This window comes from Mesorhizobium sp. WSM4809 (assembly GCF_055811655.1).
In genome coordinates, this window is the sequence record NZ_JBVVQW010000006.1 from 408,772 (window position 1) to 428,696 (window position 19,925).

Annotated in this window: 17 protein-coding genes and 1 other RNA gene; 2 read left to right on the forward strand and 16 right to left on the reverse strand. The window is 63.5% G+C overall.

The genetic code is table 11. The features are described from left to right. From ftsW to mraZ, 9 genes are read right to left on the reverse strand one after another with little or no spacing between them, the layout of a single operon-like run. Complete coding sequence (gene ftsW, locus AC0L24_RS18550) at positions 1 to 1,152, reverse strand: putative lipid II flippase FtsW (protein WP_128288466.1); 1,152 nt, start codon at positions 1,150 to 1,152, stop codon at positions 1 to 3. After that, the gene (murD, locus tag AC0L24_RS18555; protein WP_127397483.1) at positions 1,152 to 2,552 is read right to left on the reverse strand and encodes a UDP-N-acetylmuramoyl-L-alanine--D-glutamate ligase; all 1,401 of its coding nucleotides are present in this window, start codon (positions 2,550 to 2,552) and stop codon (positions 1,152 to 1,154) included. The genes ftsW and murD overlap by 1 nt, the downstream gene beginning before the upstream one ends. A gap of 8 nt (positions 2,553 to 2,560) precedes the next feature. Further along, positions 2,561 to 3,643, reverse strand: coding sequence for a phospho-N-acetylmuramoyl-pentapeptide-transferase (gene mraY, locus AC0L24_RS18560; RefSeq protein ID WP_013530954.1), 1,083 nt, complete (start codon positions 3,641 to 3,643; stop codon positions 2,561 to 2,563). A gap of 19 nt (positions 3,644 to 3,662) precedes the next feature. Continuing rightward, the gene (locus AC0L24_RS18565) at positions 3,663 to 5,120 is read right to left on the reverse strand and encodes a UDP-N-acetylmuramoylalanyl-D-glutamyl-2,6-diaminopimelate--D-alanyl-D-alanine ligase (RefSeq protein ID WP_473564038.1); all 1,458 of its coding nucleotides are present in this window, start codon (positions 5,118 to 5,120) and stop codon (positions 3,663 to 3,665) included. Then, the gene (locus tag AC0L24_RS18570) at positions 5,117 to 6,571 is read right to left on the reverse strand and encodes a UDP-N-acetylmuramoyl-L-alanyl-D-glutamate--2,6-diaminopimelate ligase (RefSeq protein ID WP_473564039.1); all 1,455 of its coding nucleotides are present in this window, start codon (positions 6,569 to 6,571) and stop codon (positions 5,117 to 5,119) included. The genes AC0L24_RS18565 and AC0L24_RS18570 overlap by 4 nt, the downstream gene beginning before the upstream one ends. A 54-nt stretch (positions 6,572 to 6,625) precedes the next feature. Beyond that, positions 6,626 to 8,335: a peptidoglycan D,D-transpeptidase FtsI family protein gene (locus tag AC0L24_RS18575; RefSeq protein ID WP_027034944.1), complete on the reverse strand. Its 1,710-nt coding sequence runs from the start codon at positions 8,333 to 8,335 to the stop codon at positions 6,626 to 6,628. Continuing rightward, entirely contained in the window at positions 8,332 to 8,727 is a 396-nt protein-coding gene (gene ftsL / locus AC0L24_RS18580; protein WP_128364617.1) for a cell division protein FtsL, read from the reverse strand. The genes AC0L24_RS18575 and ftsL overlap by 4 nt, the downstream gene beginning before the upstream one ends. 4 nt (positions 8,728 to 8,731) lie before the next feature. Continuing rightward, the gene (gene rsmH, locus AC0L24_RS18585) at positions 8,732 to 9,781 is read right to left on the reverse strand and encodes a 16S rRNA (cytosine(1402)-N(4))-methyltransferase RsmH (protein ID WP_127395967.1); all 1,050 of its coding nucleotides are present in this window, start codon (positions 9,779 to 9,781) and stop codon (positions 8,732 to 8,734) included. Further along, a complete protein-coding gene (gene mraZ, locus AC0L24_RS18590) occupies positions 9,778 to 10,236 on the reverse strand; it encodes a division/cell wall cluster transcriptional repressor MraZ (RefSeq protein ID WP_127381423.1) in 459 nt (152 codons plus the stop codon). Before mraZ ends, rsmH begins: the two co-directional genes overlap by 4 nt. A 410-nt stretch (positions 10,237 to 10,646) precedes the next feature. On the opposite strand from mraZ, the gene AC0L24_RS18595 reads away from it, so the two are divergent. After that, a complete protein-coding gene (locus AC0L24_RS18595; protein WP_292696467.1) occupies positions 10,647 to 11,762 on the forward strand; it encodes a cystathionine gamma-lyase in 1,116 nt (371 codons plus the stop codon). Between the two features lie 9 nt (positions 11,763 to 11,771). Here the strand turns inward: AC0L24_RS18595 and AC0L24_RS18600 are convergent, their stop codons facing one another. The 7 genes from AC0L24_RS18600 to AC0L24_RS18630 form a co-directional block, all read right to left on the reverse strand. After that, a complete protein-coding gene (locus AC0L24_RS18600) occupies positions 11,772 to 12,011 on the reverse strand; it encodes a type II toxin-antitoxin system RelE/ParE family toxin (protein ID WP_292636041.1) in 240 nt (79 codons plus the stop codon). Further along, positions 12,008 to 12,283 carry a type II toxin-antitoxin system ParD family antitoxin gene (locus tag AC0L24_RS18605; protein WP_027034949.1) on the reverse strand — a complete coding sequence of 92 codons (276 nt, stop codon included), beginning with the start codon at positions 12,281 to 12,283 and terminating at the stop codon, positions 12,008 to 12,010. Before AC0L24_RS18605 ends, AC0L24_RS18600 begins: the two co-directional genes overlap by 4 nt. Before the next feature lie 173 nt (positions 12,284 to 12,456). Beyond that, positions 12,457 to 12,866: RNase P RNA component class A (gene rnpB / locus AC0L24_RS18610), an RNA gene on the reverse strand. 50 nt (positions 12,867 to 12,916) lie between these two features. Then, complete coding sequence (locus tag AC0L24_RS18615; RefSeq protein WP_127809985.1) at positions 12,917 to 13,645, reverse strand: lytic transglycosylase domain-containing protein; 729 nt, start codon at positions 13,643 to 13,645, stop codon at positions 12,917 to 12,919. A gap of 210 nt (positions 13,646 to 13,855) precedes the next feature. Beyond that, a complete protein-coding gene (locus AC0L24_RS18620) occupies positions 13,856 to 14,611 on the reverse strand; it encodes an N-acetylmuramoyl-L-alanine amidase (protein WP_473564040.1) in 756 nt (251 codons plus the stop codon). Beyond that, positions 14,608 to 15,327, reverse strand: coding sequence for a J domain-containing protein (locus AC0L24_RS18625; protein WP_127268668.1), 720 nt, complete (start codon positions 15,325 to 15,327; stop codon positions 14,608 to 14,610). The genes AC0L24_RS18620 and AC0L24_RS18625 overlap by 4 nt, the downstream gene beginning before the upstream one ends. Positions 15,328 to 15,491: 164 nt before the next feature. Further along, the gene (locus AC0L24_RS18630) at positions 15,492 to 15,752 is read right to left on the reverse strand and encodes a hypothetical protein (RefSeq protein ID WP_081734943.1); all 261 of its coding nucleotides are present in this window, start codon (positions 15,750 to 15,752) and stop codon (positions 15,492 to 15,494) included. A gap of 194 nt (positions 15,753 to 15,946) precedes the next feature. Here AC0L24_RS18630 and AC0L24_RS18635 point away from each other — a divergent pair, with 194 nt between their 5' ends. Then, the gene (locus AC0L24_RS18635) at positions 15,947 to 19,897 is read left to right on the forward strand and encodes a hydantoinase B/oxoprolinase family protein (protein ID WP_473564041.1); all 3,951 of its coding nucleotides are present in this window, start codon (positions 15,947 to 15,949) and stop codon (positions 19,895 to 19,897) included. Positions 19,898 to 19,925: the final 28 nt, after the last annotated feature.

Genomic DNA, 19,925 nt, shown 5'->3' on the forward strand with positions numbered 1-19,925 from the left:
TCACTCCGCCGGCATGGCGCGTTGCGACAGGCCAAAGCCCACCTGCTTGCGCTTTTCCGGCCGCTTGCGTGTCAGCGCCAGCACCATGCCCATCGAGATGGCGATGGCGATCTGCGAGGAGCCGCCATAGGAGATGAACGGCAGCGTCATGCCCTTGGCCGGCACGAGCTGGAGGTTGACGCACATGTTGATGACCGCCTGCAGGCCGAACACGGTGACGAGACCGCCGACCGCATAGCGGGTGAAATCGTCATGCTCCTTCAGCGCCGTGTTGAGGCCGCGCAGAACGATGAAGGCGAAGATCGACATGATGAAGAAGCACATGATCAGCCCGAACTCTTCGCCGGCAACCGAGAAGACGAAGTCGGCATGGCTGTCGGGGATGACGCGCTTGACGGTGCCCTCGCCCGGTCCGACTCCGAACCAGCCGCCATTGATCAGCGCTTCGCGCCCCATGTCGACCTGGAACGTGTCGCCCTCGCCGGTGAGGAACTTGTCGATACGCAGGGCAACGTGCGGGAACACCGTATAGGCGGCAAAGACGCCGCCGACGCCGGCCGCACCCAGCGCGACGATCCACAGCCAGGGCAGCCCGGCCATGAAGAACATGATGCCCCAGGTGCCGGTCGTCAGCATGGTCTGGCCGAGGTCCGGTTGTGCCACCAGCAGCGACACGACCAGCACCAGCAGCAGCATGGCGAACAGATTGCCCGGAATATCGGGCTGGCGCTTGTGCTCGGCGAAAAGCCACGCGCACATGATGACGAAGGCCGGCTTCAGGAATTCCGACGGCTGGATCGACAGGCCGGCAAGCGACACCCAGCGGCGCGCACCCTTCACCTCGACGCCGATGTAGAGCACCGCCACCATCAGCACCAGCATCAGACACAGGATGACCAGCGCCATGCGCCGGATCTGCCTGGAATCGAGGAAGGAAACTGCCAGCATCACACCGAGCGCCGGCACGGTGAAGATGATCTGCCTGGTGGCAAAGTGGAAACTGTCGAGGCCGATGCGTTCGGCCACCGCCGGACTGGCGGCGAAGGACAAGACGATGCCGAGCCCCATCAGCGACAGGAACGCCGCGAGGAACCAGCGATCGATCGTCCACCACCAGGTTGCCACCGGGCTTTTGTCGAGACGGCTTTGCATTATCGTGCCCCTCCGATGGGTTTCACACCCTCGATAGCATCCGCAGCTTGCCTGAAGGCTTCGCCGCGGACTTCGAAATTCTTGAACTGGTCGAAACTGGCGCAGGCCGGCGACAGCAGCACCACCGCCTCGCCGCTGTCGTCCTTAGCGGCATCATGCGCGGCGTGCTCGACCGCGGCGGCCAGCGTGCCTGAGATCTCGTAGGGAACTGCCTCGCCCAGCGTCGCCGAAAAGGCCGGCGCCGCCTCGCCAATCAGATAGGCCTTGGCGATGCGCGGAAAGAAGCCGCGCAACGGCTCGATGCCGCCTTCCTTGGGCAGGCCGCCGGCGATCCAGTAGATGCGCGTAAAGCTGGATAGCGCGGGTGCTGCCGCATCGGCATTGGTCGCCTTGGAATCGTTGATGAACAGCACATGGTCCTTGCGGCCGACCTGCTCCATGCGGTGAGCGAGGCCGGGAAAGCTTTCCAGCCCCGACTGGATTTCGCCAAGCTCCAGTCCGACCTTGAGGCAAGCGGCGACCGCCGCCAGCGCGTTCTGGGCATTGTGCTGGCCGCGCAGCGAGCCGATGCCTTCGAGGAAGGCGACGCGGCTGTAACGGCCGTGCACCGCTTCCATCAGATTGGTGCCATCGGCGAAATAGCCGTCCGTCAGTGGCAGGCGCTTGGAAATGCGGGTGACATGCCGCCCCGCCCGCTCCAGCCGCTCGGCGATCTGCGCGCACCAGGAATCGTCGATGCCGACGATCGCCGTCTCGCTGCCGGCCACCAGCCGCTCCTTGATCGCGGCGTAGTGCTGCATGGTGCCGTGGCGGTCGAGATGATCGGGCGTCAGGTTAAGCAGGATGCCCGCCGTCGGATTGATCGAGGGCGCGAGGTCGATCTGGTAAGACGAGCATTCGACCACATAGTGCCGATCGGGCTCGGGCGGATCGAGCGTCATCACCGCGCGGCCGATATTGCCGCCCATCTGGGTATCGCGTCCCGCGGCCTTCAGGATATGCGCGGTCAGCGCGGTGGTCGTCGACTTGCCGTTGGTGCCGGTGATGGCGATGAAAGGCGAATTTGGCGCGCTCAGCGTCCGCTCGCGGCAGAAAAGCTCGATGTCGCCGATGATCTCGACGCCTGAACCGCGCGCCAGCTCCACCGTCCAATGCGGCTTGGGATGCGTCAGCGGGACGCCCGGCGACAGCACGAAAGCCGAGAATTTCGCCCAGTCGGCGCCGCGCAAATCAGCGGTCGCAATACCGGCAATAGCGGCCTTGGCAACGCTTTCGGGATTGTCGTCCCAGGCCAGCACGTCCGCGCCGCCCTCGATCAGCGCGCGCGCCGTCGCAATCCCCGAGCCACCGAGCCCGAAGAGGGAAACGCGCTTGCCTGAAAAGGATGCGGCGGGGATCAAAGGGCTTCCTATCTCAGCTTGAGGGTCGACAGGCCGACCAGCGCCAGGATGACGGCGATGATCCAGAAGCGGATCACCACCTGGCTTTCGGTCCAGCCGAGCTTTTCGAAATGATGGTGGATCGGCGCCATCAGGAACACCCGCTTGCCGGTCATCTTGAAGTAGCCGACCTGGATGATGACCGACAGGATTTCCACGACGAACAATCCGCCGACGATGACCAGCACGATCTCGTGCTTGGTGGCGACCGCGACGGTGCCGATCAGGCCACCCATGGCCAGCGAGCCGGTATCGCCCATGAAGATCGCCGCAGGCGGCGCGTTGAACCAGAGGAAGCCGAGGCCGGCGCCGATGACAGCGCCGAGCACGACCGCCAGTTCACCGGTGCCGGGCACGAAATGGATCTGTAGATATTCAGCGAATACCGCATTGCCCGAGAGATAGGCGATGACGCCGAAGGAGGCCGCCGCGATCATGATCGGCACGATCGCCAGCCCGTCCAGACCGTCGGTGAGGTTCACAGCATTGCCTGCTCCGACGATGACGAAGCAGGAGAACGGAATGAAGAACCAGCCGAGATTGACGATGAATTCCTTGGCGAAGGGAAACGTCAGCGACGAAGAGAACGGCGCCTGGCCATTGTGCATGATCACCCAGGCGGCGATGCCGGCGATGACGAATTCAAGCGCCAGCCTTGCCTTGCCGGAAAAGCCGAGATGCGACTGCTTGGTCACCTTCAGATAGTCGTCGTAGAAGCCGATCGAGCCGAAGCCCAGCGTCACCAGCAGCACCACCCAGACATAGATGCTCGACAGGTTGGCCCACAAAAGCGACGAGCCGATAATGCCCGACAGGATCATCAGTCCGCCCATGGTCGGCGTGCCGGCCTTCTTGAAATGCGTCTGCGGTCCGTCGGCGCGGATCGGCTGGCCCTTGCCTTGCCGCAGCCGCAGCGAATTGATGATGGTCGGCCCGAAGATGAAGACGATCAGCGCCGACGTGATCAGCGCCCCGCCGGTGCGGAAGGTGATGTAGCGGAAGACATTGAAGACCGAGACCTTGTCCGCAAAATCGACGAGCAGTGTAAACATGCGCTTTTCGTCCCCCGACCTAGGTCTGTTTTCTGGCTGTCGATTCAGCCGGGAATTTGCCCAGCAGCGCATCGACCAGTTTTGCAAAGCCGATGCCCTTCGACGATTTGATCATCACCACGTCGCCCGGCTTGAGCGCGGCAAGCAGCACCGGCTTCAACTCCTCGACACCGGCGCGGTATTCCGTCTTGATCTCAGCCGGCAGCGCTTCTGCCAGCACCCGCATTTCCGGGCCGCCGAGAAAGACGGTCTGCGTGCCCGAGCTGACGATGAGATCGGCAAGGGCTGCATGCAGCTTGGCCGAGTGGTCGCCAAGTTCGAGCATGTCGCCGAGCACGGCGATGCGGCGGCCCTCGCCCGTCACAGGCGTCGCGTTGAGCAATGCCATGGCAGCAGCCATCGATGCCGGATTGGCGTTGTAGCTTTCGTCGATCAGCGTGATCAGTCCACCTAGGTAGCTCGAAGTCGAGCCGCCGGGATGGCGCAGCACATGGCGCTTGCCGCGCCCGCGTTCGGCCGAAAGATCGGCCAGTGCTGAAGCCACCTTGTCGAGATCGGCGCCGACCAGATGCGCCGCACCCAGCACCGCCAGCACGTTCTGCACCATATGGCGGCCGGGCGCGCCGATCCGCGCCGCCACTTCGTGGCCGCCGATCCTGGCGATGATATCGGAATGATCCGCATGCAGTTCGCATTTGGTGAGCTTGAAGGTAGAGCGCGCATTCTCGCCGAAGCCGTAGACGTGCTCGACACCGGCGGCATGGGCCATCTTGTCGAGCAGCTTGAAGCGCGCATCATCGCGGTTGAGGATGGCGGCCCCCTCGGGCTCCAGCCCTTCGAAAATCTCGGCCTTGGCCTTGGCAATCTCGTCGAGATTGCGGAAAAAGCCGAGATGCGCCGCCGCGATCATGGTGACGATGGCGACATGCGGCCTCACCATTTTTACCAGCGGCCGGATTTCGTCGGGATGGTTCATGCCGATCTCGAATACGGCATAGTCGCAATCATCAGGCATGCGCGCCAAGGTCAGCGGCACGCCCCAGTGATTGTTGAAGGACTGCGCCGAGGCGTGCACCTTGCCGACGGCTTGCAGCACATGGCGCAGCGCTTCCTTGGTCGTGGTCTTGCCGGCCGAACCGGTCACAGCGATGATTTTCGCGCTCGAGCGGGCGCGCGACGCAACTCCAAGCTTTTCCAGTGCGACCAGCACGTCCTCGACGACGATGATCGGCGCTGTCAGCCGCCCGAGCGACGGCAGCTTGCCTTCGGCCACCACCAGCACGCCGGCGCCGGCCTTGATGGCCGCGGTGGCGAAATCATGGCCGTCCATCGCCTCGCCCTTGATGGCGAAGAAGGCGTCGCCCGGCTGCAGGCTGCGGCTGTCGATCGAAATGCCGGAAATGCCTTCCGGCATCGGCCCCAACGGCCGCCCGTCCATGGCGGCAACCAGCGCCTCGCAGGACCACAGCAAGCTCATGCGGCACGCTCCGTAAGTGCCGCGCGAACTTCCTCGTGATCGGAGAAATGCAAGGTTTCGGAGCCGATCGTCTGGCCTTCCTCGTGGCCCTTGCCGGCCACGATCAGCGTGTCGCCGGCATGCAGCATGGCGACCGCCTCGTGGATCGCCATGCGCCGGTCGCCGATCTCGATGGCGCCGGGGGCGGCGGCCAAAATAGCGGCGCGGATCGTTTCCGGCACTTCGGAGCGCGGATTATCGTCGGTGACGATGACGACATCTGCAAGTCGCGTCGCAATCTCGCCCATGATCGGTCGCTTGCCGCGGTCGCGGTCGCCGCCGCAGCCGAACACCACGATAACGCGGCCGGTGGTGAATGGGCGCACCGAGGACAGCACGTTTTCGAGCGCGTCGGGCTTGTGGGCGTAATCGACATAGACCGGAGCGCCATTGCCGGTGGTGCCGACGAGGTCGAGCCGGCCCGGCGCGCCCTTCAATTTCTCCAACGCTAGCAAGGCCTTGGCGACAGGTGTTCCCGTGGAAATGGCAAGACCCGCCGAAACCAGTGCGTTCGAAATCTGGAAATCACCGGCCAGCGGCAGGTCGATCTCGTAGAGCACGCCATCGGCCTCGACCTCGGCCCGCTGGCGGTGGCGCTCGTGCTCGACCCGCTTCAGCCTGAGGAAATCGCCATGGCGGCCAACCGTCAGCACTTCGAGCCCGGCGGCCCGCGCCGCCTGAAAAGTCGGTGCCGACCATGGATCGTCGGCGAAGATGACGGCCGGTGCGCCTTTCGGCAGCAGCGCGTCGAACAGACGCAGTTTGGCGCGGTGATAGTCCTCGATGGTCGGATGATAGTCCATATGGTCGCGGCCGAGATTGGTGAAGCCGCCGGCCGCCAGCCTCACGCCGTCGAGACGGCGCTGGTCGAGCCCATGGCTGGAGGCTTCCATCGAGGCGTGGGTGACGCCGGCATCCGCCAATTCCCGCAGCAATTGATGCAGGGCGACTGGATCGGGCGTCGTCAGCGAGCCATAGTCGTTGCGCCCAGGCGCCACTACGCCAGTGGTGCCGATCGAAGCGGCGGCATAACCGGACTGCTCCCAGATCTGCCTGGTGAAAGCCGCGACCGAAGTCTTGCCGCTGGTGCCGGTCACCGCGACCATTATCTCAGGCTGCTTGCCGAAATAGCGGGCCGCACTCAGCGCCAACGCCAGGCGCGGATCGTCGACTGCCAATACCGGGACCGACAGCCCGGCAACGGTGCTGCCCTTGCCCGCTACGATCGCGGCCGCACCGCGCGCGGCGGCGTCGGCGGCATAAACGGCACCGTCGGCCTTGGTTCCCGCGAGCGCAAAGAAGACAACACCCGCTTTTACCTGGCGGGAATCCGAAGAAATCCCTGTAACCTCCAGATCGACGGAAGCTATTCCCTCGACGGGCAGGATACCGGCTAGATCTCTGAGCTTCATCGAGTCCCGTTCACCGCAACAAAATAGCGCGCTGTTGCCGGCGCGCCCTAAGAATCACTGATAGGAAACCAGCGTTGCACCATTTTCATGGCTGAAATCTGGCTTCACGCCAAGCATGGCAGCTGAACGCCTGATGATATTGCCGGCCATAACCCCCGCATTTGCGGCCGCGACATCCGTCATGCCCGGCTTTTCAGGGTGCGGGGCATCGGCAATGGTAAACACCAGATACTGCGGATCGTCCATCGGGAAGGCGGCGACGAAAGTGTTGAAATTCAAGTCCTTGGAGTAGCGGCCATTGACGACCTTCTCGGCCGTTCCGGTCTTGCCACCAACGCGGTAGCCGGGGACTCTGGCGTTTCGGGCAGAGCCCTTCTCGGCATTGAGCGAATAGAGGTAGCGCATGCCTTCGACGGTCTTTTCGCTCACCACTTTCTTGGCGGTGGCCATCGCTTCCGCCTGCGTACGCACCAAAAAGGTAGGGTTCATCAGGAAGCCGCCATTCATCAACGCCGCGCAGCCCACAGCCGCTTGCAGCGGCGTCGTCGACACGCCATGGCCGAAGGCGATGGTGAATGAATTCACCTGTTTCCAGACCTTCGGTTCAGTCGGACGGGCAGTCTCCGGCAATTCGGTCTGCATCCTGTCCAGAAGGCCAAGGCGATGCAGGAATTCGCGATGGCCCTCGATGCCGACCATCTCGGCTTCCCTGGCCGATCCGATGTTGGACGAATAGAGGAACACCTCCGGCAACGACAGCACACGGTTCTTGCCGTGGAAATCGTGAATGGCCTGATGGCCGACCCGGATTGGATGCGAAGCATCGAAGCGGCTCGCCATCGTCGCCTTGCCGGAATCGAGCGCCATGGCTGAGGTGAAGCTCTTGAAGGTCGAGCCCATCTCGTAGAGGCCCGCCGACATGCGATTCAGCCGGTCCTTGTCCTGTGCATTGTAGGGATTGTTCGGATCGAAATCCGGCACCGAGGCCATGGCCACCACTTCGCCGGTCTTGACGTTGAGCACGACGGCGCCGGCGCCCATGGCACGATAGCGCTCCAGGCCGGCGGCGATCTCGTCGCGCACCACATGCTGCACGCGCAGATCGATCGAAAGCTTTACCGGCTTGAGATCCTTGGCAATGGCAAGGCCCGATGCCTGCAGGTCGCTCAAGCCTTGCTCGTCGACATATTTCTCCATTCCGGAGATGCCCTGGTTGTCGATGTTGGTGAGGCCGACAATGTAGGACGAGGTCTCGCCGCTCGGATAGAAGCGGCGCTTTTCGGTACGGAAGCCGAAACCGGGAATGCCGAGCTGCATGATGTCGGACTGTTGCTTGGGCGTCAGCTGCCGCTGCAGCCAGACGAAACCGGCGCCGCTCTTCAGCTTATGGTAGGTCTGCTCATAGTCGATGTCCGGAAGCACCGTCGACAGCTTCTCGATCGCCTCGTCGGCGTCGACAATGCGGCGCGGTTCTGCAAACAGCGACGCCGTCTTGATATCCGTGGCCAGCACTTCGCCGTTGCGGTCGACGATGTCGGGCCGCGATGCCGTCACCCGGCTCTGCGGACCGCCCGACATGTCGGGGGTCTGGAAGCCGAGATAGACCAGCCGCCCTGATATGGTCGAGAAGATACCGAAGAACACCGCCATCGTCATGACGATGCGCGTCCTGCCCTTGCCGCCGGTCGCCTTGCGGGCGCCCTCGACGACGATCGATCCATCTTCACTCGTCCTGGCGCGACGCTTCAGCAGTTTGCCGATCATTGGGCGATGCCTCCGGTCACGACGGGATCCTTACTGTCCGAAGGCGCTTGGTCGGAATTGTCGGCCATACCACCCTGGCGTCCGTTCAGGATGTCCTGGATGTCCAGGGATTTGGCCGGCAGGTCGCCGATGCCGCCTATCTGGCGGGCGCTGACCGGCTCGAGTTCGAGCTGCGACTTGTAGAGTTCAGCCAGCTTCTGCAGCCGCGACGGCTGGGTAAGCAGGCTCCAGTCGGCTTTGAGCAGGTCGATCGTATCCTCCTCATAGCGTATCTGCGCATGGATCTTCTGCACCGCGGCCAATTGTTCCTCGGCCTCGCGCTTGGCCTTGTAGGTAAGGGCCGCGACCGCAACCATGACGGCGATCAGGACAATGTCGCTGGTACGAAACACTTAGCTACCTCTCCCCCGGCCGGCCTGTGCCGGGAAGTGTTGGGCCGGGAAGCTTTGGAAGGCCGAAAATCGAAAAATCGCTGCTGCGCGCCGACGCATCCGTGCGGATTGCCGCGCGCAGCCTGGCCGAACGGGCGCGCGGATTGGCCGCCACCTCGGCGTCGCCGGCAGTCACTCCGCCGCCCGCCTTGCGAAACGTCGCGGTGCGGGCATGCGCCTCGGGCAAATGCCGCGAGCCGGTCGCAACATCGGCCCGGTCGGCGATGAAACGCTTGACGATGCGGTCTTCCAGCGAATGGAAGGTGACCACGGCGAGCCGTCCGCCCGGCTTCAGCGCGCGTTCGGCCGCGAACAGGGCCTTGGCCAGTTCGCCAAGCTCGTCATTGACGAAGATGCGCAGCGCCTGGAAGACGCGCGTCGCCGGATGGATCTTGTCCTTCGGCGCCCGGCCGATATGCGTCTCGATGGCGTCGGCCAGCTCCAGCGTGCGCTCGAACGGGCGCTTTTCGCGGCGAGCCTCGATCATGCGGGCAATGCGTCCGGCGTGGCGCTCCTCGCCGAGGAAGCCGAAGATACGGGCAAGGTCGCCTGGCTTGAAGGAATTGACCACGTCGGCGGCACTCAAACCAGCCTGCGCCATGCGCATGTCGAGCGGCCCGTCGGCGCGGAACGAAAACCCGCGCTCCGCCTGGTCGAGCTGCATCGAGGACACGCCAATGTCGAGCACGACGCCGTCGGCGCTCTCGACATGTTCGTCCAGCGTCGAGAACGGCGCCTGCACCAGCCGCAGCCGGCCGCCCGACTGCACTTCCAGATCGCGCCCGGCCGCAATGGCATCCGGATCGCGGTCGATCGCCACCACGGAAGCGCCCGTCGCCAGAATGGCCCTGGTGTAGCCGCCGGCGCCGAACGTGCCGTCGATGATGAGGTCGCCCTGCGCCGGCGCCAGTGCTTCAAGCACTTCGGCAAGGAGGACCGGAATGTGGCGGGCCGATCCGCCAACGGCGTGCCCATCGACGGCGTGAGGAAGGTCATCGCCGTGGCCTGCCGTCATTCCGGTCGCTCCCCAGGCTTCGTCCCCTGCCGAAGCTGCAAAAGCCGTGCCCGCGCCTGCGCCCCATAGGCGGCAAGCCGTCCCGGCTCCCAGATCTGAAAGAAATTGCCGCGCCCGACAAAGGCCACTTCCGCCGAAATGCCGGTGTGTTCGCGAAGAAAATCGCTCATCGTGATGCGGCCGTCCTGGTCGAGTTTCAAGAAGGTTCCGTCGCCATGGCAGAAGAACGACATATCGTCCGCCGTCTGCAGGAAAGGATCCTCGAGCGCGATGCGCTCCTCGTAGCGGTCGAGCAGATCGAGCCCGCCGACATCCATCGCCGGCAGATCCAGGCAGCGCAGCGCATAGAGTTCCGAATAGCCGCGCTTCTGCACGACCGCACGGAAATGCGCGGGAACGGACACCCGTCCCTTCGCATCGATCCTGCTCACCGTGTTTGACAGAAACCGGTCCATTAAACGCTACAGCCGCTTGCGCCGCCGCACCCCTCTCCATCTTGTCGCACGCGCCGCCGCAGCGCGCTCCCTGCCCCGCATCAGCCTCATCCGCACGGGCAAAAACCGGCAAACGCGCAGCCGCCGCGGCTGCCCGATTGGCGTACGCTTTACCCTGACACGGAACGAAGGCTTTGATGTCTAGATGGGATATCATGGGGCACTATGGGCGTCAACGGGATTAGGCTTCACAAACACGCGCGCCGCGACCAATGAGAGCAGCCTCGCCGACACGTCTCGTCTTTATGGTCTATTAAGCCTAACGAACCGTTTAGAGCCGCCTGGCCCAACCGGACGCGCCTTGCCGCGCGCCGCTGCCGGGAATAGCGTCTCGCCACATATCGCCGGTCGCAAACAGGGTTGGAAATTCGATGTCCGAAACTGCAAAGTCACGCGCTGCAGCGCTTCCTCACCTGCGTCGCAGCGGGCTTGCCATGGGCGATTCCATTCCCCTGCCACTGACCATGGCCGCCATCTTTCATGCGCCCGGCGACGCCACCGGTTTCAACCAGTACGGGCGATTCAGCAACCCGACCTGGGACGCGGTCGAACATATGCTGGCCCATCTGGAGGACGCGCCTTGCGTCGCCTTCCCTTCAGGAATGGCGGCAATCTCGGCGGCGTTTTTTGCCGTGCTCAAGACTGGCGACCGTATCCTGCTGCCATCGGACGGCTACCACACGACAAGAGCGCTGGCCGATCGCTTCCTCAAGCCGCTCGGCATCGTCTACGATGTCAGGCCTACCTCGACCTTCCTCGACGGCGGCTTCGATGGCTATCGCCTCGCCTTTGTCGAAACCCCTGCCAATCCGGGGCTGGATATCTGCGATATCGCCGCCGTTGCCGATGCTGTTCACAAAGCCGGCGCGATCCTTGTCGTCGACAACACGACCATGACACCCTTCGGCCAACGGCCGCTCGACCATGGCGCCGATATCGTCGTTGCCGCCGACACCAAGGCACCCAACGGCCATTCAGATGTGCTGTTCGGCCATGTCGCCAGCCGCAATGCCGAGATCATCGCCGCCGTGACCGGCTGGCGCGAAGTTTCCGGCAGCATTCCCGGACCATTCGAAGCCTGGCTGGTGCATCGCGGCCTGGAGACACTGGATGTGCGCTTCGATCGCATGTGTTCCTCGGCGGAAGTCATCGCGCGGCGGCTGCAGGGCCACCGGGCAATCAGCGACCTGCGTTATCCCGGACTGGAAGGCGATCCGTCGCACAACCTTGCCCGTGCCCAGATGGAGCGCTTCGGTTTTCTGATCTCTTTCGAACTCGCCTCGGAGGACAAGGCCGAGGATTTCATTAACAATTGCGCCTTGATGCAGGCCGCGACATCCTTCGGCGGCGTCCACACTTCCGCCGAGCGGCGCTTGAAGCGAGGCGATGCCGTTGCCGCCGGCTTCGTTCGCCTCTCGGTCGGCTGCGAGCCGGTGGAAGAGCTCTGGAAGGCAATCGAGACGTCGCTGGACAAGATCGGCGGCTGACCGGACCGATCACGGGCCGAGATCGTCGGCTTCTATGTTGCGATGGCCGTGCAGTACACGAATGATCTCGGGCGCGATGTCATCGCGCGGCGCGCCGGAGAAGGGATAGGTCTCCAGTTGCTGCCACCGTGCCTCGATGCGATCGAGCAACCTATCCGCTGCGACCTCGCTATCGCGTGCAACATGAAGCCAGATCGCGATCAAATCGTCTTCTGCGCGCGCGTTCCGGACGATGAATAGCGAATTCATGCTGCGTCGTCAGATCGCAAGCGCCTCCGCGCCTCGGCCTTGATTTCATCCATCGACGCAAATCGTCCCGGCCCGCTGTCTATCCCTTCCTGCACCAGCTTGCGCAACTCATCGAGCGTATAGCCGAAGAGATCGCGCCGATCCTTCCATTGCCGCAGCGCATCGCGGATCACTTCGCTGGCGGAGGCATATTCGCCGGCGGCGACGACATCATCCACCGCCTGCGCCAGTTCCGGCGACAGCGTGATGCTGCGTTTGTCGACCTGTCCCATGAGAGGCTCCCGATACCATTTCCCGATCACGGTACGATTTAATCGCACCGGTTTCAAGCAATGGCCGACTCTCGCTCGCACGGATGAACGGCCGGGCAGGCTTGAATCAACAGGCGCGCCCGAGGGCGCAACCTGCTGAATTCAAGAGACTTCTCTTGATATCGGGGGAGAGAGTTGCCAGCTGGCCTGTAAGCCGGGTTCTGTATGGCCCCCGCCCCTTGCGGGGCGAGAACGTGGCGGCCATTCATCTTGGGCGCATGTTGCCATGCGCCTCACGCAACCTACCCGGACGGTGAGCCGGAAACAGCCCTCGAGGGTTTCCCCTCGCACCGCCCCTATTCGGTCTTGCTCCCGGTGGGGTTTGCCGTGCCGCTCCTGTTGCCAGTCGCGCGGTGGGCTCTTACCCCACCCTTTCACCCTTGCCCCGAATCCGGCAAGCCGGATCGTGGCGGTTTGCTTTCTGTGGCACTTTCCCTGGGGTCGCCCCCGCCGGCCATTAACCGGCACCGTGTTTCCATGGAGCCCGGACTTTCCTCACCCGCGGCCTTTCGGCGTTTGCGGGTGCGGCCGCCCAGCCAGCTGGCAGAGCGTATAAAGGGGTTCACGCCCGAAAACGCAAACGAAAAAGCAGACTTATGCGGGCGATCCAAGCGCAGCCATCTGCACCTTGACCTTGCCGCAATAGGCGGCCGACACCGGGTTCATCCGCGTTGCGGCGTGTCCGGCATTGTATTTCAGAATCGTGCCGCAGGTCGTGCCGCCGCCGAGGCTCCGCGCCATGGCAAGGTATTTCATGCCGTATTTGATGTTGGTGTCGGGATCGAACAGGCCCTTTGCGGAGCCGCTATAGCCCATCATCCGAGCCGTGGCCGGCTTGATCTGCATCAGGCCGATCTCGCCTGCGCCGCCGACGATGTTGGGCCGGTAGTTGCTTTCGATCTGGATGACCGCCGTGGCGAGCGACACCGGCACGCCTTCGATCGCCGCATAGCGGGCAACGATAGCGGAATACTGCCCACTGCTGGCCACCGCCGCCGTCGATGCCGCCGCGTTCTGGACACCGATCGACGCTGTTCTCGTCATGTCGATGGTCTTTCGGCCACGCTTCGTCTGCTTTCTGGCGGACTTCTTCGGCTTGGACCAGCTTGCTTTTTCCATTTTCGCGGAAGCCCGCTTCGTCTCCGCTTTGGCGGAAGCCCGCTTTGTTGCCTTGGCGTCGTGGCCTGCCTTGCCGCTTTTCGCGGATACCACGGGAAACCCTTGATCGGCCCGCGGGCTGAATGATGCTGCATGCGCCGCACTGAAGGCAAAAGTCATTACACCGGCAGCAAGAGCTGCCGTTAAAACGGTAAATTTCTGCATGTGATCCTGTTCTGTCTGAACCGCGCGAAGATGTTCGCGCAGCAACGCCTAACCAACGTCGGAACAACCCGGGGGGCTTGGGGTCCGACATCTACACGTCAGCCGTTTGACGCCCGAATTGGTGTCAAACAAGGCCAGGCAAGTCACTTTGAGTGACAGCTTGTAACTTAAGGATGGGAAAGAATTGCTTGAGAGAGGCTCTCCCGGGGGTCAGCGCCTCACGGAAGCAAGCAGCCTTTGCAGCGTCCGCAGCGTCGAGCCGTCGGCAACGCCGTCCACCTTGCGCGGCCGGAAATGACGCTGGAAGGCCTCGACCACCGCCTCCGTCTGCCGGTCGAAAATGCCGGATATTTCAACGCCATAGCCGTAGAGGGCCAGCATCGACTGCAGCGCTTCGACATCGCCGCCGGTATCGCCGGTTGTCAGAGTTGCGCCTCGCCTGACGGGCGCGGCCGCCACGAGATGGCCAACACCGGCCTCGAACAGCGTCCGCCACGGAAACTTCTCGCCGGGATCGATCTTGCGCCCCGGCGCAACATCGGAATGCGCGAGTACCCGCTCGGCGGCGATCGAATGCCGACCGGCGATCCCGCGGCACAGCCCGATCACCGCATCGATCTGCCGCCGGGGAAAACCGGGATAGCCCAGCGAATGCCCCGGATTGACGATCTCGATGCCGACCGAACAGGAATTGATGTCGGCCCGTCCGAACCACGAACTCTTGCCGGCATGCCAGGCGCGGTCGCTTTCCCTGACCATCTGCACGATATGGCCATTCTCGTGGACGAGATAATGCGACGAGACCTCGCTGGCCGGGTCGCAAAGCCAGGCCTCGGCCCCGGCGCCGGTCGCCATACCGGTGTAGTGCAGCACGATCATGTCAGGCCGGGGCGTCTCGCGCCGCGGGCCGAAATTCGGCGATACCCTGACTTCGGCACGTGGCTCGTCGGGCAGAAAGCCGCTCATGCGTGGCGCAGGCCCCGCTCGATCATCTCGTAGGCAACGTTGATCGCCGCCACCCTGGTGGTCGCGATCTTGATGAATTCCTGAGGCAGGCCGCGCGCAATCAGCCGGTCCGGATGATTGTCGGAAACCAGCTTGCGATAGCGCTTCCTGACCTCTTCGAACGGCTTGCCGCGCTCGATGCCAAGCACGACATAGGGATCCCCGGCGCCCAGGTTGACATGTCGCGCCATGATGGTCTCGTAATGCGCTTCGTCGATGCGGAAAATCTCGGCAATGCGGTGCAGGAAATGGCCTTCGCGCTCGTGCACCAGCCCGTCGGCCTTGGCGATGTGGAACAGACCGTCGAGTATGTCTTCCAGCATCACACAATTGGAATGCCCGGAACCGCACATCTGCGCCATCCGCTCGGCATAGGTCTCGAAACCGGCCACGTCGCGCTGGGCGAGATCGAACAGACGCGCCACATTGCGCGTCTCCTTCGGCGGCACTTCGAATATTTCCTGGAAGGCGCGCACCTCGTCCTGGGTGACGATACCATCGGCCTTGGCCATCTTGGCCGACAGCGCGATCATCGCCACCGAAAAGGCGACACGCCGGCGCAAATCCGCATCGCCGGCGAAAACCGTGCGCACGGCCTCGACCACGTCGGCGACACCCGACGAGGCTGAGGATGAAACGCGGGTGATGAATTCGCCGAGGCGATCCCAAATGGACATGGCCTGCTTCTTAGAGCCACCGCCCGCTCCTATCAAGCCGGGACAGTGCCGCAGGCTTTGCGCGACAAATCGATCGGACTCGAACGCCACGGCGCTCGGACAATATGAAAAAGGCCAGCGCGAGCCGGCCTTTCTCATTCATCACACGAAGTACTGCTTGCTCACTACTGCGCGGGCGCAGGAGCTGGTGTTGCCGGAGCCGGCTCGGCAGGCTTCTCGGGTGTGATGCTCTTCGTGGTCGAATTATCCGTTGCCGGAGGCGTCGCGGCCGGCGGCGTGGCTTCCGGGGTAGCCGGCTTCATCGGTTCCTCGGCGGCCGGCGGATTGGTGCTCTGGGTGGTGGTATTGTCCGTACCGCTGTCACTGCAGGCGGCGACGCCAAGCAAGGCCAGAGCGGAAACGGACGCGAGAATGAGCTTTTTCATTTGTCTCTCCTTCAACACACGCTCACGTTGCCGTGAGCGGTCGAAGGACAAATGCGTCAGACGACCATGAGTTTCGTAACGTTGCGTTTCCGCATGTAACATCGTCTGGTCCATTTGCGATTGCCGCTCAGCTCGTGGCGAACTAACAGAATGTGCCGAATCACCGATCGAACGGAAAAGCGCCAGGGGCTGTCATGACCGAAAAATGGGATTTCTGGATCGACCGCGGCGGCACATTCACCGATGTCATCGGCCGAGATCCGGAAGGCGGGCTGCACCCGCGCAAGCTTCTCTCCGAAAACCCCGAAGCCTATAACGATGCTGCCATCCAGGGCATTCGCGACCTTCTTGGCTTGTCGGCCGGCGACACGATCCCAAGCGGCCTGATCGGCGACATCAAGATGGGCACCACAGTCGCCACCAATGCGCTGCTGGAGCGCAAGGGTGACCGCGTGCTTTTGCTCATCACCAAGGGCTTTCGCGACGCGCTGAAGATCGCCTACCAGGCGCGTCCGGACATCTTCGCCAAGGAGATCATCCTTCCCGAACAGCTCTACGAGCGCGTCATCGAAATCAACGAGCGCGTGCGCGCCGATGGCCGCGTCGAACAATTGCTCGACATCGCCGCCTGCCGGCCGGCGATCGAACAGGCCAGGGCCGATGGCATCGATGCGGTCGCCATCGTCTTCATGCACGCCTGGAAATACCCCGACCACGAGAAGGCGGTGGCAAAAGTCTGCCGCAAACTTGGTTTCGCCCAAGTCTCCGTCAGCCATGAGGTCTCGCCGCTGATCAAGCTGGTCGGCCGCGGCGACACCGCGGTGGTCGATGCCTACCTGTCGCCGATCCTGTCCCGCTATGTGCAAAGGGTTGGCCAAGAGCTCGGCGTCCTCTCCCCCCTCGAGGGGGGTGAGGAGCGATGGGCCGAAGGCCGAGAAAAAGCCAGCGATTTGGCTTTTTCAGCGACGAACGCCCGAAGCCATAGCGAAGGGCAGTCGGCAAAGCGGGCAGAGGGGGTCCTCTCGGAAGGCACCGCCACGACGTCGAGCCCGGTCGATCCGACCCCACCCGGCGCCTTTGCCGCCATCCTCCCCTCGAGAGGGAGGGAAAGCCCTCGCCTCATGTTCATGATGTCGTCGGGCGGTCTCACCGCCGCCGACATGTTCCAGGGCAAGGATGCGCTGCTGTCAGGACCGGCCGGCGGCGTCGTCGGCATGGTCGAGACAGCCAGGCTCGCCGGCTTCGACAAGGTCATCGGCTTCGATATGGGCGGCACCTCCACCGATGTCGCCCACTATGACGGCGAATACGAACGCGCCTTCGACACCGAGGTCGCCGGCGTGCGCATCCGCGCGCCGATGATGCGCATTCATACCGTCGCCGCCGGCGGCGGCTCGATCCTGCATTACGAGGCCGGCCGCTTCCGGGCCGGACCGGATTCGGCTGGCGCCAATCCCGGCCCGGCAGCCTACCGGCGCGGCGGCCCGCTCGCCGTCACCGACGCCAACGTCATGCTTGGCAAGCTGCAGCCCGATTTCTTCCCGGCGATTTTTGGACCCGGCCAGGACGAGCCGCTCGACGTCGAGACGGTGCGAGCAAAATTTGCGGCACTCGCCGCCGAAATCGGCGATGGGCGGTCGCCCGAGACTGTCGCCGAAGGGTTCGTCACCATCGCCGTGGAGAACATGGCCAATGCCATCAAGAAGATCTCCGTGCAGCGCGGCTACGACGTCACCGAGTATCTCCTCAACTGCTTCGGTGGCGCCGGCGGCCAGCACGCTTGCCTGGTCGCCGACGCGCTCGGCATGGAGGCGGTGCTGATCCATCCCTTCTCTGGCCTGCTGTCGGCCTATGGCATCGGCCTGTCCTCGGTCTTTGCCTCGCGCCAGCAGGCGCTGCTGAAACCGCTTGCCGAAGAGTCCAGAACGGAGATCGGCAACCTCATTGCCATTTTGAGAAAAGCCGTTGTCGCCGAACTCGCGGCGCAAGGCATCGGCAAGGATACGGTCGCCACGAAGCCGGTGCTGCACATTCGCTATGACGGCACCGACACGACACTGCCGGTGAATTTCGAGGCGGATTCGATTTTCCAGGCCAGGCGCGATTTTGAAATCGCCCACAAGGCGCAGTTCGGTTTCGTCTATGACGACAAGCCGATGATCGTCGAGACCGTCGGTGTCGAAGGCACCGACACCGGCGGCACCGGGCGCGACGAAACTGAATCGCGAACCGAAGACCTTGCCGTAAGCCCTTCGCAAACCCGCGAAATCTTCACCGAGGGAGAGTGGCGCACTTCACCCATCTTCCGCCGCGAAGCGCTGAAGCCGGGAAACAGGGTTGCCGGACCTGCCTTGATTATCGAGCCGAACCAGACGATCGTCATCGAGCCGGGCTGGCTGGCCGAAATCACCGCCAGGAACCATGTGCTCCTGCGCCGTGTCGAGAAAAAGCGCCGGCAGGCAGCGCTCGGCACGGAGGCCGATCCGGTCATGCTGGAGGTCTTCAACAACCTGTTCATGTCGATCGCCGAGCAGATGGGCGTGACGCTGCAGAACACCGCCTATTCCGTCAACATCAAGGAAAGGCTGGATTTTTCCTGTGCAGTCTTCGATCGCCATGGCGCGCTGGTCGCCAATGCGCCGCACATGCCGGTGCATCTGGGCTCGATGGACCGCTCGGTCGAAACCATCATCCGGCTGAATTCCGGCGACATCCACCCCGGCGACGTCTTTGCCCTCAACGCGCCCTACAATGGCGGCACGCATCTGCCCGACATCACCGTGGTGACGCCGGTGTTTTCCCTCCCCCTCGAGGGGAGGGTGGCCGCGCAGCGGCCGGGTGGGGTCCTCTCAGAAGGCACCGCAAGAGCGTCGAACCCGGTCGATCCGACCCCTTCCTGCGGCTTCGCCGCCACCTCCCCCTCGAGGGGGGAGGAAATCCTGTTCTGGGCCGCCTCGCGCGGCCATCATGCCGATATCGGCGGCACGGCACCCGGATCGATGACGCCGCTCGCCACCACGGTCGACGAGGAAGGCGTGCTGTTCGACAATTTCCGCATCGTCGACCGCGGAAAATTCCGCGAGAAGGAGCTGGAAACGCTGCTCACCGACCACCGCTATCCAGCCCGCAATCCGCACCAGAACATCGCCGACCTCAAGGCGCAGATCGCCGCCAACGAAAAGGGCGTCGCGGAACTGCGCAAGATGGTCGCGCATTTCGGCCTCGATGTCGTCGAGGCCTATATGGGCCATGTCCAGGACAATGCGGCCGAAAGCGTGCGCCGCGTGCTGGAGCGGCTGCCCGACAGTTCGCAGTACGAATACCCGACCGACACCGGCCAAATCATCAAGGTGAAGATCACGGTCGACCGGCAAAAGCGCGAGGCGACCGTTGACTTCACCGGCACATCACCGGTCATGAAGAACAATTTCAACGCGCCGGAACCCGTCGCCCGAGCGGCCGTGCTCTATGCTTTCCGCGTCATGGTCGAGGACATGATCCCGATGAATGCCGGGTGCCTGCGGCCCATCAACATCATCATTCCCGACAGCTGCATGCTGAAACCCGCCTACCCCGCTGCCGTCGTCGCCGGCAATGTCGAGACCTCGCAGCATGTCACCAACGCGCTGTTCGGCGCCATGGGCGCCATGGCCAACGCGCAAGGCACGATGAACAACCTGACCTTCGGCAACAAGACCTACCAATATTACGAGACGATCTGCTCCGGCTCGCCGGCCGGCCAGATGAATTCCGGCCGCGGCTTTGCCGGCACCTCCGGCGTCCACACCCACATGACCAATTCGCGCCTCACCGATCCCGAAGTGCTGGAGCTGCGCTTTCCCGTTCTGCTCGAGGATTTCCACATTCGGGAAGGATCCGGCGGCAAGGGCAAATGGAGCGCCGGCGACGGCACCAGGCGCACCATCCGCTTCCTCGAGAAGATGGAATGCGCGATCCTGTCTTCGCACCGCAATCGGCCCCCGCAAGGGCTGGACGGTGGCGGCGATGGCGAGGTCGGCTCGACCGAGGTCCGCCGCAAGGACGGCACGATCGACCTGCTGAAAGCCTGCGACCAGACCGTGCTTCAGGCCGGCGACGCCGTCATTCTGACGACACCGACGCCCGGGGGATTTGGCAAGCTGTAAGAGGGCCTCAACCGGCTGTCACCGGCCT

What these genes read in the sequence shown, in the direction of transcription:
- AC0L24_RS18615 (WP_127809985.1), bottom strand. Translation starts at nt 13,645, where the DNA reads ATGCAGAAATTTACCGTTTTAACGGCAGCTCTTGCTGCCGGTGTAATG.
- AC0L24_RS18625 (WP_127268668.1), bottom strand. Translation starts at nt 15,327, where the DNA reads ATGTCCATTTGGGATCGCCTCGGCGAATTCATCACCCGCGTTTCATCC.
- AC0L24_RS18630 (WP_081734943.1), bottom strand. Translation starts at nt 15,752, where the DNA reads ATGAAAAAGCTCATTCTCGCGTCCGTTTCCGCTCTGGCCTTGCTTGGC.
- AC0L24_RS18575 (WP_027034944.1), bottom strand. Translation starts at nt 8,335, where the DNA reads ATGATCGGCAAACTGCTGAAGCGTCGCGCCAGGACGAGTGAAGATGGA.
- AC0L24_RS18620 (WP_473564040.1), bottom strand. Translation starts at nt 14,611, where the DNA reads ATGAGCGGCTTTCTGCCCGACGAGCCACGTGCCGAAGTCAGGGTATCG.
- mraZ (WP_127381423.1), bottom strand. Translation starts at nt 10,236, where the DNA reads ATGGACCGGTTTCTGTCAAACACGGTGAGCAGGATCGATGCGAAGGGA.
- mraY (WP_013530954.1), bottom strand. Translation starts at nt 3,643, where the DNA reads ATGTTTACACTGCTCGTCGATTTTGCGGACAAGGTCTCGGTCTTCAAT.
- AC0L24_RS18635 (WP_473564041.1), top strand. Translation starts at nt 15,947, where the DNA reads ATGACCGAAAAATGGGATTTCTGGATCGACCGCGGCGGCACATTCACC.
- AC0L24_RS18565 (WP_473564038.1), bottom strand. Translation starts at nt 5,120, where the DNA reads ATGAGCTTGCTGTGGTCCTGCGAGGCGCTGGTTGCCGCCATGGACGGG.
- AC0L24_RS18595 (WP_292696467.1), top strand. Translation starts at nt 10,647, where the DNA reads ATGTCCGAAACTGCAAAGTCACGCGCTGCAGCGCTTCCTCACCTGCGT.
- rsmH (WP_127395967.1), bottom strand. Translation starts at nt 9,781, where the DNA reads ATGACGGCAGGCCACGGCGATGACCTTCCTCACGCCGTCGATGGGCAC.
- AC0L24_RS18570 (WP_473564039.1), bottom strand. Translation starts at nt 6,571, where the DNA reads ATGAAGCTCAGAGATCTAGCCGGTATCCTGCCCGTCGAGGGAATAGCT.
- AC0L24_RS18600 (WP_292636041.1), bottom strand. Translation starts at nt 12,011, where the DNA reads ATGAATTCGCTATTCATCGTCCGGAACGCGCGCGCAGAAGACGATTTG.
- AC0L24_RS18605 (WP_027034949.1), bottom strand. Translation starts at nt 12,283, where the DNA reads ATGGGACAGGTCGACAAACGCAGCATCACGCTGTCGCCGGAACTGGCG.
- ftsW (WP_128288466.1), bottom strand. Translation starts at nt 1,152, where the DNA reads ATGCAAAGCCGTCTCGACAAAAGCCCGGTGGCAACCTGGTGGTGGACG.